Here is a 13,029-nt window from a genome sequence, read left to right as displayed (position 1 = left end):
GGGAGATTATCTACAGGACTTTTCAAGCACTCCGGAACGCGAGGATCACCCGGCCAACGACCGCGCCTTCTCACCCCGCGGCGTCAAGAACGCCAGCGCTGCCGCGACGACGAATAACGCAGGCACGTCGCCGAGCAAGTGGCCGTAATGGTCCATTCCGTCCATCTCGACCCCGAAGGATTGCACCGCCATGATCGCGCCGTGCACGAGGCTGGACCACACCGTGAACCAGATCAGGCTCAGGTGTTTCATCGGATCGCGCGAGGCCATCAGCAGGAACACACCGAGGGTGGCGTAGATGCCGACAATCATCAACGGATAGTGGGAATGGCCGCTGTGCCACGCCCACCCGGACGGCCACAGGTTCATCAGCGGCCAGATCGCGAAGACGGCGATCAGGCCGACCACGATCAAAACCATGCGCAAGGCGGCGAGTCGTTGGGTGTTGTTCATGGCCGGCTCCTTGCGACGTGGCCGTCGCCGTGATGGTGCCAGGAGTATAGGACACGCCTGGGCGCACACCGATTGCCTGCGGCGAACAGTCAGCCTTGCAAGCCAGTGATCAGATGCACCACGCCGTTATCCAGCGTCATCACCCCTGCCACGCCGGCGGCACTCAACCCCATCCGGTCAATCCGCGCCGTATCCCGCAGTTCCACCCGCAGTCGCGTCAACGCCACAGCCTGATGGGACTTGAGGTTTTCCGCACCGCCCAACGCGACGATGAGGGCCGGCGCCAATCCTTCCACCGCTGTCGGCCGCTTGGGTTCTTCCGGTACCAGGTCCGGGGTCAAGGCTTTCCAGAATGCCTTTTGCAATTTGTCGAACATGTTCAGTGCTCCATGGCCATGGGGGCCGGGCTGCCCGTGGATGAGTGAGTACGCAGGAGGTCACGCACCTGCTCGGCGCTTTCCTGGGCCAAGGCCCGCTGAGCCAGAGTGTGGCACTCGTCCAGGTTCCATTCCCGCACGCAGGCCTTGATCGTCGGAATCAGCGGCACGCTGACCGATAACTCATCGACGCCCAAGCCCAGCAACACCGGCACCGCCAGGGGGTCCGAGGCCAACGCGCCACACACTCCGACCCATTTGCCGTGGGTGCGAGCGGCCTCGGCCGTACGGGCGATCAGGCGCAACACCGAGGGATGCAGGCTGTCGGCCTGGCTGGCCAGGCGCGGGTGATCCCGGTCCATGGCCAGGGTGTATTGGGTCAAATCGTTGGTGCCGATGGAGAAGAAATCCACTTCAGGGGCGAACAGGTCGGCCATCAGCGCCGCCGCCGGCACCTCGATCATGATGCCCAGCTTCGGCGCCTGCTTGAGTCCCAGGTGGCGGACCTCTTCGTCCAGCATCTGCCGCGCCAGGCGTAGCTCCGCCAGTTGCGTGACCATGGGCAACATGATGTGCAGCCGCGCCAGCCCCGCACAGGCAAGAATGGCCCGGAACTGTTCGCGCAGCAGCTGGGGTCGCTCCAGGCACAGGCGAATGCCGCGCATGCCCAGGAACGGATTGGCCTCATGAGCCATCGGCACGTAGGCCAGCGGCTTGTCCCCGCCCACATCCAGGGTGCGAACCACCAGGTTGCGCTCAGGCCCCAGGACCCGGGCGACGGCGCTGTACAGGGCCGCTTGCTCATCGTGGCCAGGTGGCTGCACGCGCTCCAGGTAGAGCAGTTCGGAGCGCAACAAGCCGACCCCTTCGCCTCCCAACGTCATGGACTGTTCCACGTCCCGCAGCGACCCGACATTGGCACTGACTTCGACGCGATGGCCATCCAGAGTACGCGCCGCCTGGGCCGCCTGTTCGAGGTCATGCTGATGTCGCTGGCGCTGCCGGTCACCCGCGGCCTGGCGTTGCTCGATCAGGGCCGGCGACGGATTTACATGCAGTTCACCACCGTCGGCGTCCAGCAACACTCGGGTACCGTTAGCCAGGGCCAACACCGATTGCGCCACGCCACACAACGAGGGCAGGCCCAGCGCACGGGCCAGGATCGCGACATGGCTGGTGGCGCCGCCGCCCACAGTGACGAAACCGCCGATGCGTGAGGTGTCGAGGCTGGCGGTCTGGGACGGTGTCAGTTGCTCGGCCACCAGGATCGCCTGCTCGGGCAGGTGCCAGGCATTGTCCTGCACCCCAAGGATCAGCTTGAGCACCCGTTGCCCGACATCGGCCAGATCCGTTGCGCGCTCGGCCAGCAAAGCGCTGCCCAACTGCTGGAACAGCGCAGCGCTCGCCTCGGTGGCGGCTTTCCAGGCAAATGCCGCGCTCTTGCCCTCGGCGATCAAGGCTTGGGCCTGCTCCAGCAGGGTGGGATCTTCCAACAACTCTTGATGGGCACGAAAAATCTGCGCCTGGACACTGCCCGCCGCCTCGTCCTGCAATGCCTTCAAGGCTTGCATCGCCTGCTCCAGCCCTTGATCCAGGACCGCCTGCTCAGCCTCGATGCCGACACCCGACTCGTCGATGTCCCACGCCTGCGAGGCAATCTGGACCACTTCGCCAAACGCCGAGCCGGGCGATGCGCATACACCGCGCAGTCGATCGGGCATCGACGGTTCGACGGACATGACTGGCGTCAGCGTCAACGGCGCCTGCACGCCTTCGCCGCAGCCTGACAACAGCAACTGTTCCAGCGCCTCGATGGCCTGCCCGGCCTGGGGGCCGGCGGCGCTGATCTGCACGCTGTCGCCCTTGGCCGTCTGCAACGCCATGATCGCCACCACGGACTTGGCGTTGGCACTGGCCTGCTGCTTATGCAGTTGGACAGTGGCCTCGAACCCCTTGGCCGCCTGGGCGAGCACAGCGGCAGGACGGGCATGCAGGCCACTTTCATTGGGCACGATCAGCGGCTTGGAAAACAGCACCGAGCCTTGCCGCGCCTCGTCGACCGCCCCTTGCTCACCTGAGCGCACCTGCAACAACGGCGCGCCACTCTCGATGCAACTGGCCTCCTCCGCAAGCAGGCTGAAGGGTTCGCCGCTGACCACCAGCATCAGCGTCAACAGACTGCGCGCATGCAAGGCAATGTAGTCGGCATCGAAATCGATCAGCGCCTGTCCGGCCTCGACCCGTTGCCCCACCGTGACCCTCGAGGTGAATCCCTTGCCCGCCAGATTGACCGTGTCCAGACCAATGTGCAGCAACACCTGGACGCCATTGTCAGCGGTGATACTCACCGCATGGGCACTGTCCTGAAGCGTGTCGATGACCCCGGACAATGGCGCGCAAAGAGTCTGTGAGGTCGGATCGATGCACAGGCCATCCCCCACCACCCGGCTGGAGAAGACCGGATCCGGCACACGGTCCAGAGGCATCAGGACCCCGGACAGCGGTGCGAGCAATTGCAAAGGTTGCGTTGTGTTCATGATGACTTCACCTGTTGCTGTCTGTTCTTTTTCGCAGCGCGGGCTCGCAGCGATCAGCGACCCGCGCTACACGGGTCATTTCCACCAGTATTCGACCTGCAGGCCGATGTTGGAGCCATGTCGCGCACCGCCAAACGCACCGGTGTCGGAGAGGGCCGAGCCGGCCGCCAGTTCATTGGCTGCACGCTTGGCCGCCTCGTTCCAACTGGCATAGGTGTAATACAGGCGTATTTCCGGACGCGCCCAGAACTCCGGGCCCTTGGGCGACCAGGTGGGGGCAAAGGTGAATTTGCTCAGCTTGCGGGTTCCATCGCTGGCCTGCACCTGGTCATGGCCTAGCTCGGCCACCAGCTTGAATTGATCGGTGATGGCATACGCCGGGCGAACCCCCAGGGACAGCCAGTCCTGGTCGGCTCCGTCGGGGCGGATGTCCTTCTGGTACACCGCCTGAACCTGTCCGCCGAAACGCGGCGTAACCTGCCAATCGAAAAACTCCACCAGACGATAGCTCTTGCTACTGTCGTCCAGTCCGGTATCGCCGGTATAACCCAGGCCGGTGCCAGGGCCCTCGCCATACTGCAAAGCCAGTTTATTCTTGCCGCCGAAGACGTCCTGCTGCACATGCTGGGCGGTCAAGGCCCAGCCGCGATGGGCATCGCGACGGTTCGCCCGGTCGATGAAGCTCAGGCCGAATTCCAGCTCGCCGCCAGGGTTGGTCCTGAAGCCGGCGACGTTGAAGTCATGCCGGTTGACCGGGTCTTTCTGGTACAGGTTGTCCTTGCGCGAAAAGGCGTAGCTGTATTTCAAGCCACCGATCAGCACGTCCTCGATCCCACCGCCGGTGGCGCTCTGGTTCCAGTAGTAGAAATCCGAGATATGGATGTCGTTCCGCTTGTAGTAACGCCGACCGGCCCACAGCGACCCGCCGTTCAGGCTGGGCATGTTCGACCATTGGGCATACATCTGCGGCATACGCGCCGCGCCGTTTTCCCCTTGGAAGGTCGGCGTGCGGTCATAGCGGTTGTACAGCGACGCCATGCCGTCCACGCTCAATACCGAGCCATCGTCGAGGGTGAACAGATCCTGGCGCAACTCCAGCTCCCCGTACTGCTCGCATTCGTTGCCCAACCGATATTTGGACTGCGCCCCTGGCAGCTGGAAACAGGATTGGGAACGGCCATTGGTCGCGCTGCCGACACCGCTGCGCAGATAGCCGGAAAACTCAAGTGCTTGAACCGGAAACGGCAGCGCCAGGCAGATACAGGACGCGGCAAGACCGCGGTTTATTATTGTTCTCATACGCCTCTCCATTGTTTCTTATTGTTTTTTTGCTCCATGACTTCCCTTGGTTGGCGTTTGACTGACGACAAAGGGCCCACGACGCGTCTGGCGCAACGTGTTCGCTGTCAGGCATTGCCTGGGTCAGGGGAATTTTTTTATTCAGTCGCTCAGGTGCAACACGAACGACTCGTAGGGCCGCAAGCGCAGCCGTCGGTGTCGATGTCGGTGCTCGTCAGCCTCGTAGTTGCCGATCACCCAGCGTTGTCGGGTGTCCTGGGTAAGGATTCCTTCGGGCAGTTCTACCTCGCAGTGGTGCCCATAAAAATGGCTGACTACCAGCAGGCGCTCCCCCTGCCCTTCGCGCAGGTACGCCCACACATGTGGATGTTCGGGCAGTAGCAGGTGGTAGACGCCGTCCTGGATCAAGGTTTCGCTGCGGCGCAGGGCAATCAGTTGGCGGTAGTAATGCAGCACCGAAGTCGAGTCTTCCTGTTGCTGCTCGACATTGATGAAAGCGGCGTTGGCAGGCACGCCAATCCAGGGTTCGGCCCGGCTGAAACCGGCATTCGGCCCGGCATTCCACTGCATCGGCGTGCGCCCGTTGTCCCGGGATTTCTGCATGATCGGCGCCATGGCGTCGGTTTCGGACACTCCGGCGTTGCGCTTGAGGCGATAGATGTTCAGGGTCTCGACATCGCGGTATTGCTCGATGTGATTGAAGCCCGGATTGGTCATGCCCAATTCTTCACCCTGGTACACGAACGGCGTGCCCTGGAGGAAGTGCAGCGCCGTGGCGAGCATCTTCGCCGACAGCACGCGGTATTCGCCGTCATCACCGAACCGCGACACCACCCGTGGCTGGTCGTGGTTACACCAGAACAACGCATTCCAACCACCACCGGCCTGCATGCCGACCTGCCAGTCGGACAGGATGCGTTTGAGTTCGAGAAAATCGAAGTCAGCCCTTACCCACTTTTGCAGGTTCGGGTAATCCACCTTCAGGTGATGAAAATTGAAGGTCATCGACAGTTCCCGCGAGGCCGGGCAAGAGTAGCGAAGACAGTGTTCAAGGCTGGTGGACGACATCTCGCCGACGTTGATCAGGTCGAACCCCTCGAAGACTTCCCGATGCATTTCCTGCAGGTAGCGATGTACGTTGGGACCATCCGTGTAGAAACGCCGGCCATCGGTATGGTCATCCGGGAAGTCAGCCGGCTTGGAAATCAGGTTGATCACATCGAGACGAAAGCCCCCCACCCCTTTGTCCCGCCAGAAACGCATCATCTTGAACACCTCGGCACGCACCCGGGGGTTGTCCCAATTCAGGTCGGCCTGGGTATGGTCGAACAGGTGCAGGTAATACTGGCCGGTCTGCGCCTCGTATTCCCAGGCCGAGCCGCCGAACTTGGACTCCCAGCTGTTCGGCTCGTCCCGCCAGATATAGAAATCACGGTACGGGTTGTCGAGGCTGCTACGGGCGGCCTGGAACCAGGGATGCTCGATGGAGGTGTGATTGACCACGATGTCGAGCATCAGCTTGATGCCGCGCTTGTGCGCCTCGGCGATCAACAGTTCGCAATCGGCCATGGTGCCGTAGCTCGGGTCGATGGCGTAGTAGTCGCTGATGTCGTAGCCATTGTCCCGTTGCGGCGAACGCAGGAACGGTGTCAGCCACAGATAGTCCACGCCCAGCCAGTGCAGGTAGTCGAGCTTGTCCACCACCCCCAGCAAATCACCGGTGGCCTGGCCGCCATGGCTGTAGAAACTCTTGGGGTAGATCTGATAGATCACCGAGCGTTGCCAGTCTTGCATGTGCAATTCCTTCAATCTGTCTGGTACGGTCTTGTCGGCTTCATCGTGCAAGCCGGTGTCAGGCCACCCGATACCCCGGCCGGACGATCTTCATGCTCAACGCGCAGGTCAGGGCAAAGGGCACGCTCATGGCGATGACCATGCCGACCACGAACATCGGTATGTAGTCAGGCACGATCGAAATGAAACCCGGCAGGCCCCCGACGCCAATCGCCGAGGCCTTGATCTTGTTCAGCGACAGGAAAATACAGCCCAGGGCCGAACCGGCCAGGGCGCAGTAGAAGGGGAACTTGTAGCGCAGGTTGACCCCGAACATCGCCGGTTCGGTAATACCGAAGTAAGCGGATATCGCCGAGGTGGACGCCATGCTCTTGTCCCGCGCATTGCGCGTCATGTAGAACACCGCCAGTGCCGCGCTGCCCTGGGCCAGGTTGGACATGACGATCATCGGCCAGATGAAGGTGCCACCCTGGGTCGAGATCAGTTGCAGATCCACCGCCAGGAACATGTGGTGCATGCCGGTCACCACCAACGGCGCATAGAGCAGGCCGAAAATTGCCCCGCCAATCACCGGCGCCAGGTCGAACAGCGCCACCATGCCTTCGGTGATCAGGATCCCCAGGTGCCGGGTGACCGGCCCGATGATGGCGAGGGCCAGTACACCGGTGATCACGATGGTGGTGATGGGGATCACCAGCAGTTGGATGGCGTTGGGCACCCTGGCCCGCAACCACCGCTCGATCACGCTCATGACATAGGCCGCCAGCAGAATCGGCAGGATCTGTCCCTGGTAGCCGACTTTCTCGATCCGGAACCAGCCGAAGATATCGAAGTACGGCAGGCTCTGACCTTCCAACCCCGCCACGGCCTTGCCATAGTTCCAGGCGTTGAGCAGGTCCGGGTGGACGAGCATCAGGCCGAGGACGATGCCGAGGATCTCACTGCCCCCGAAACGCTTGGCTGCCGACCAGCCCACCAGGGCCGGGAGAAAGACGAAGGAAGTATTGGCCATGAGGTTGATCAGGCTCCAGACGCCATCCAGGTTCGGATAGGCATCGAGCAACGTCTGCCCGGCAATGAACATGCCCTTGGCGCCCAGCAGGTTGTTGACGCCCATCAACAGGCCGGCGATCACCAGGGCGGGCAGGATGGGCATGAACACATCGGACAGTACCCGCACCAGGCGCTGCATGCCGTTGCCCTTCTGCGCCCCCTGGCGCTTGACGTCGGCAATGGTCGCGGCGGCCAGGCCCGTCAGTTCGCGCAGGGCGGCGTAGACTTTTTCCACCTCACCCGGGCCAATGACCACCTGGAACAAACCACCGGTGAAAAACGAGCCCTTGACCAGGTCGATCTGGTTCAGCGTGGCGCTGTCCACCTGAGCCGCGTCCTTGAGGGACAGGCGCAGGCGCGTCACGCAATGGGCCGCCTGCTCGATATTGTCGACGCCACCCAAGCTGTGCAGCAGCTCACTGGCGATTTTGGGGTAATCGTGGCTCATGCTTTTTTCTTCCGCGTCATTCTTGTTATTGAGAGTCGACAGCACGTGGAAGAGAAAGTACTCGTCTGTACGAGTTAAATCAACAACTCGTACAGACGAGTGATGTTTTTGTTTATGATGAACCCTCGAAAATCAGGAAACGTCCCACGCTCCTGTCGTCAAATAACGACAGCCGAATGGACAAATCCCCCACTTGGCCCGTAAGGTTCCGCCCCGGTGAACCGCGCGGTACAGAGCCCTTTCCATGAGTAAATACAACCAGATCTACAACGATCTGCTGACCAGCATTACCACCGAGCGCCTGGAGCGAGGCGCCCGCCTGCCCTCCGAAACCGAACTGATGGACAGCTACCAGGCCAGTCGTGGCACGGTGCGCAAGGCCATCGAACAACTCCAGGAGCGTGGCTTCGCCCAGAAGATCCATGGCAAAGGCACCTTCGTGCTGTCGACCCAGCCGATCGAATTCCAGCTCGGCGGCATCGTCAGCTTCCAGGAGACCTACCCACGCCTGGGCGACGATGTCAGCACCGAAGTGGTCGAATTCAGCCAGTTATCGCTGGAAGGCGCCTTGCTCGAACACATCAAGGCGCCCGCCGGGAGCGCGATCACCCGCATCAAGCGGGTCCGGCGAATCGACGGCAAGCGCGTGATCCTGGACATCAACCACTTCGTCAGCGACGTGATCCCAGGCCTGACCCGCGACATCGCCATGCAGTCGATCTACGCCTTCATCGAACAGACCCTGCAACTGCAGATCGCCTACGCCCAGCGCACCATCGAAGCGGTCCGCTGCGGCAAGGATGACCAGCAACATCTGGACCTCGAAGGCCAGAGCCACGTCATCGTGGTCAGCAACCAGACCTTTCTCCAGGACGGCCGGCAGTTCGAGTACACCGAGTCGCGGCATACCCTGGATAAGTTTTATTTTTCGGATGTGGCGCGGCGTTGAAGCTGTTTGATGTTTCAGCGTCACCCAACCAAAGCTGCCAACTCTTTGGAAGCCAAGCCAGGTAAACGCCGGCCTTCTTTCGCAACGTTGACCCGCAACGCCACCTGGGCCACATCCAATACATTCTCGGCAAGCGAATAGCTGCCCTTGGCCTGCAGCCAGGTCAGCACGTCTGCCAGATGCCAGATAGATGTACTCCCTTCGTGCACTGGCGTCGGGAAGCTGCCTGGGTGAGTCAACATCAGCTTGCGCATGTTCTGCCGAGACACACCTACGATCTCGGCTACGTCGGTCAGCCCGACCAAATCAGGCGCAACCTCTATCAATTTGGCCGACGGCACCGCGCGATGGACGTCGGCCAGCGCGCTAAGCACTGCCTTGACCGCATCAGACGCATCGCGAGTGAACTCAAGCGCCAGCCGCCCCGGTTGCCCGATGCCGATCAGGGCATCGTCGCAGCCCGCTTCTCCCAGCCGCTCGACCAGTTCGTCCATGGCACAGGCGTCGTCAGCAAGCTGATACTTCAAGGTAAAAATGTATTCCATTTGTTCTATTCCTCAGCTTCGCGCCGATCGCGATGCGCAGTGCAATTGTCCACGACACGTCGCAATGCTCGCGCATGGTTGCCAGCGTTCTTCGGCGTGCTCCATATCGAGGTGATACAGAACTCGCCACAACGGCACTCCCTATCGTTGTACGGGCAATAAACCCGTCCCCAGGCGTGACCGCCGCCAACTTCAACGCGCCACCCCTGCCCTTCGGCATGCCTGAGTACTTCTTCGATTTCTTTCTTTGGGTGCGTTGGACGAATCATCCGTGATCTCCAGTATTCGCATGAGTCGCATGGTTGTCAAATGACAATCAAAATCTTCCTTTTCAAGCGCGGTTCTTGAGCGGCGTCTCAAACGAGGAAAATTGGTTGGCATACGACGGGTCCTCGTGAACCATGCCGATGAAATCCTCATGGGTCATGCCAGTCGATGATAAGCGCTTCGCGGTGCATGCTAGGGGCGGGCAACCGTTGCGAAAGATGACGGCACAGCCCTTCCAAACCGTCACGGCATGTCATTGCGATCGGACGCCTGGAATTGATCAGCAAAAATGAAAAAAGCCCCGTGGAAGTTATCCACAGGGCTTTTGTTCAAAGGGGAACCGGGGCCAATAGCGGCCGTCAGCGGTCAGATATTTTAAACCTGACTTATTCCCACTCTATTATCAATAGCCCCTCACCCCCCCAAAAAGACAAAAAGATACTTAAATCCATGAAAAATACCATGAAACCTCAAAGTCACCCTGGCGTGCTTGTGCTGCCAGAAGGCATGACCGTCGAGGCAAAGCCGATAGAAAGCTGACGCATCAGTACCGCAAGCTCATCAGCGGCACCGTCAGCGCAGACTTCGACAGGCAATTCAAGGGCATAAAATGGATCAGCCTTAAAAAGCTCTGCCATCGCCTCATCGTGATTACACAACCGGCTTAGCCGTGAGCACGATGCAATCGAAATCCATATCGTTCAGCCTCTCACAATGCCCCGCCAGAGAATTTGGTTTCGCGAAGCGACAGATGTCCACTGAACCAACCGAAAAGTGGCATTATGACATGAGATTTTGCCTAATATGGCACGCGCGTAAGGAAACGCCATGACCTCGCTGTCGTCCTTTCCGTACGCATATTTTTTCACGGATGCAGTGCAGGAGTTCTCTAATGGCTTTCGATGCGTCGCCGTCTTGGAGTGGCTTCAATTACCAAGGTAAGGTCGCTCTCTACTACGCCCTAAAGCTTATAAACGCAGAGCCCGTGGGTGCAGATCTGTCGAGTTACAGTTTAATACTCGAGTCTACTGAAGACTTCGAGATCAAGCGCGGCGGAGACCCAATCTCGTTTCATCAAGTAAAGGCATATAATTCCAGTACTTACAGTGAGTATTCCGACGCCCTACTCGGGATAGCTTTAGAATTATATAAACAACCGGGCGTCTCCGGAAAAATTCACACTTGGAAACCGATAAATGCCAAGCCATCCTTCCAAGACTTAAGAGCATCCATACAGGACGATCTAAGAAACTTAACAACTCAATATCAAACTAAAAATCCCAAAGACGGAAGCACCACACTCGAAAAAGCCGCTTCTGATGAAAGTAAGATTTCTAAGCCAGCAGCCATACTGAGAGCCGCTTTCAAAGGAAGTACTGCAGATCAATTATATGAAACTCTAGCATCTATCTTGAGCGGCCAAAATAATGCTCTCGCTAGACTTGACTCTTATCAGTATGATGACGGCAATAAATTCTGCAGCCTAGATGATATCAACACCAAAATAAAGTTTGAGATATCTAATTCACTAGCCAGCAGAAATGGCGTCATTACGCCTGAGCATCTAGATAAAACCTTTCACTGTTTTCTTGGAATGATAGACCGACATATCATTCATCGACACAAGACCAAACAATCAAACACTAAAACACCTATAACCTTTGAAGAAATAGTTCAAGCTCTTGAAATAGACCATGAAGATGTTGGTGAAGAATATTTAGCCTGTAAATTCAAAGAAGGCTTTGCCCATTTAATCGACGAATACATGGGCGACCCAGAGGACTACAACGACTCAAATCAAGATGAATATTGCAACCTAAAAGAAGCAAAAAAACTTTTTCTAGGTCTGAGCGCGATCGATCTCTGGAAACACTATCGTAGCTTCTCCCCTCAAATTTATCTCCAGCATGATAACAATACGGATAATGCTTTCTCCGCAAATCCTGAGGGCATCCGTCATGTACTAATAAAAATTTTACACACAATCAACTTTGAGCGCGCCACTCATAACGCACCAAAGTATAAATTCACCTATCGCACAACCACGCTACCGCATCAGCATTATCTGCCAACAACCATTACAAGAATTGCGCGACCGACCCAAATTGAGAGAAAAATCATAACTAATCCAAGTATGAGCGAGATACTTTATGAAGTTCAAAACTTAATTTACGACGGATTAGAACTCTACCCATTCTCCCCCACATTGGCAGTGCATACAGAAGCTCCGAAAGCAGAGGACTCAGATCCTCGCTCTAAAAGAGACGAAGTATTAAAACTTATAACGCTTGTCCCCATCGCTAATGCAAAGGATGCACTGAAATAATGATCACACTCATCAACAAAATCCTTTCCAGCAATGGCTACGAGCGCCTAAACATAGAACCGTCGTCTTCTAATGAAATTTTTTATGTCTTCTGCTTACCCGAAGGAAACAAGAGAGAAGAATACTTCGTAACCATTCAACTTCAGAAGCAATCTGATACCGCAGCGCAAGAGTTACTACTTGAAAAGGCGCAGATATTGTTTGAAGAAATCAGCAACTCAGGAAAAGTAGACCGCCCTTTCGAAAAAAACTGCACCTTACTTATTTGTCACGAAGAAGAAAAAATCAGTAGACAAACAATACTTGCGCTGGAAGAAGACCATTACAATTTCAAGAAAAACGTCATCACCTACACATTAAACGAGCTAGAGAGCTTAGAATCCTACATCATCGAAACTGGAATAGAAAAAATAACCAACGCCATCATAAGCGAGATAATAAACTCAAATTCCGGAAGGAAATTTCTAACATTCAAAAACGATCACACCAACAAAAAAGACTATTACTCACTTATATTAAAAACCGCACTCAAGCTTCCATTTATTACCTACACGCCTCAAGAACAGCAACTCACTAACCTGAATGACGAGATAGACAAATCTCTATCCTTATACCAATCCTCAATCTACAGTCAGTTGATGGCATACGATTCGGACTGGACCGATGAAAACATTCATCAACGAGTCGAAGAAGTGTGGGAGAAATTGGTATGATTAACCTCAACAAAATAACCCTTAAGAACTTCAAGGTATTTGGCGATGAGCCATACACCATTAACTTTGAAGATAATACTCTCGTACTGCTCGACGGACCAAATGGATATGGAAAGACCTCTGTCTTCGATGCAATCGAATGTAAGCGCTCCATGAACCCCACCTAACCAATGATGGGCAGAGCACTCAGCTATATATTCGAGGCGTGCAATTCCACGGTAGCAGCGCTTCGTAGTCTTCCACTGAGCACGCCAGCGGCAGGCGTTCC

General features: G+C 57.1%; 13 protein-coding genes. 5 read left to right on the top strand and 8 right to left on the bottom strand.

What is annotated here, in order from left to right:
* Positions 1-45 precede the first annotated feature (45 nt).
* The 6 genes from Q6A48_RS20260 to treP all read right to left on the bottom strand — a co-directional run bounded on the left by Q6A48_RS20260 (position 46) and on the right by treP (position 7,961).
* Positions 46-453, bottom strand: a complete 408-nt coding sequence (locus Q6A48_RS20260) for a DUF6632 domain-containing protein (RefSeq protein WP_304556017.1) — start codon at positions 451-453, stop codon at positions 46-48.
* 89 nt (positions 454-542) lie between these two features.
* Positions 543-830: a PTS sugar transporter subunit IIB gene (locus Q6A48_RS20255; protein ID WP_304556016.1), complete on the bottom strand. Its 288-nt coding sequence runs from the start codon at positions 828-830 to the stop codon at positions 543-545.
* 2 nt (positions 831-832) lie between these two features.
* A complete protein-coding gene (gene ptsP / locus Q6A48_RS20250) occupies positions 833-3,367 on the bottom strand; it encodes a phosphoenolpyruvate--protein phosphotransferase (RefSeq protein WP_304556015.1) in 2,535 nt (844 codons plus the stop codon).
* A 75-nt stretch (positions 3,368-3,442) separates the two neighbouring features.
* Complete coding sequence (locus Q6A48_RS20245; RefSeq protein ID WP_304556014.1) at positions 3,443-4,666, bottom strand: maltoporin; 1,224 nt, start codon at positions 4,664-4,666, stop codon at positions 3,443-3,445.
* Between the two features lie 141 nt (positions 4,667-4,807).
* Complete coding sequence (gene treC / locus Q6A48_RS20240; protein WP_304556013.1) at positions 4,808-6,460, bottom strand: alpha,alpha-phosphotrehalase; 1,653 nt, start codon at positions 6,458-6,460, stop codon at positions 4,808-4,810.
* 58 nt (positions 6,461-6,518) lie between these two features.
* The gene (treP, locus tag Q6A48_RS20235) at positions 6,519-7,961 is read right to left on the bottom strand and encodes a PTS system trehalose-specific EIIBC component (protein ID WP_304556012.1); all 1,443 of its coding nucleotides are present in this window, start codon (positions 7,959-7,961) and stop codon (positions 6,519-6,521) included.
* 244 nt (positions 7,962-8,205) lie between these two features.
* Between treP and treR the strand changes: the two genes are divergently transcribed.
* On the top strand, positions 8,206-8,910 hold the full coding sequence (treR, locus tag Q6A48_RS20230) for a trehalose operon repressor (RefSeq protein WP_304556011.1): 705 nt from the start codon (positions 8,206-8,208) through the stop codon (positions 8,908-8,910).
* A 20-nt stretch (positions 8,911-8,930) separates the two neighbouring features.
* Here treR and Q6A48_RS20225 read toward each other — a convergent pair whose 3' ends face one another.
* Positions 8,931-9,455, bottom strand: a complete 525-nt coding sequence (locus Q6A48_RS20225; RefSeq protein WP_304556010.1) for a helix-turn-helix transcriptional regulator — start codon at positions 9,453-9,455, stop codon at positions 8,931-8,933.
* Positions 9,456-9,460: 5 nt separating this feature from the next.
* The gene (locus Q6A48_RS20220; RefSeq protein ID WP_304556009.1) at positions 9,461-9,724 is read right to left on the bottom strand and encodes a hypothetical protein; all 264 of its coding nucleotides are present in this window, start codon (positions 9,722-9,724) and stop codon (positions 9,461-9,463) included.
* A 274-nt stretch (positions 9,725-9,998) separates the two neighbouring features.
* Here Q6A48_RS20220 and Q6A48_RS20215 point away from each other — a divergent pair, with 274 nt between their 5' ends.
* From Q6A48_RS20215 to Q6A48_RS20200, 4 genes are all read left to right on the top strand, one after another.
* Positions 9,999-10,262 (top strand): hypothetical protein, encoded by a 264-nt coding sequence (locus Q6A48_RS20215; RefSeq protein ID WP_304556059.1) that lies wholly within the window; start codon positions 9,999-10,001, stop codon positions 10,260-10,262.
* A 352-nt stretch (positions 10,263-10,614) separates the two neighbouring features.
* Positions 10,615-12,048, top strand: a complete 1,434-nt coding sequence (locus Q6A48_RS20210; RefSeq protein ID WP_304556008.1) for an ABC-three component system protein — start codon at positions 10,615-10,617, stop codon at positions 12,046-12,048.
* Positions 12,048-12,761: an ABC-three component system middle component 1 gene (locus Q6A48_RS20205; RefSeq protein WP_304556007.1), complete on the top strand. Its 714-nt coding sequence runs from the start codon at positions 12,048-12,050 to the stop codon at positions 12,759-12,761. The genes Q6A48_RS20210 and Q6A48_RS20205 overlap by 1 nt, the downstream gene beginning before the upstream one ends.
* A complete protein-coding gene (locus Q6A48_RS20200; protein WP_304556006.1) occupies positions 12,758-12,928 on the top strand; it encodes an AAA family ATPase in 171 nt (56 codons plus the stop codon). The genes Q6A48_RS20205 and Q6A48_RS20200 overlap by 4 nt, the downstream gene beginning before the upstream one ends.
* The last annotated feature ends 101 nt before the right edge of the window (positions 12,929-13,029 follow it).

The sequence above is a fragment of the Pseudomonas citrullilanati genome (assembly GCF_030580855.1).
GTDB classification, from domain to species: domain Bacteria; phylum Pseudomonadota; class Gammaproteobacteria; order Pseudomonadales; family Pseudomonadaceae; genus Aquipseudomonas; species Aquipseudomonas citrulli.
Note: the sequence above shows the minus strand (reverse complement) of the source record. Positions and strands in the feature narration are given on the sequence as shown.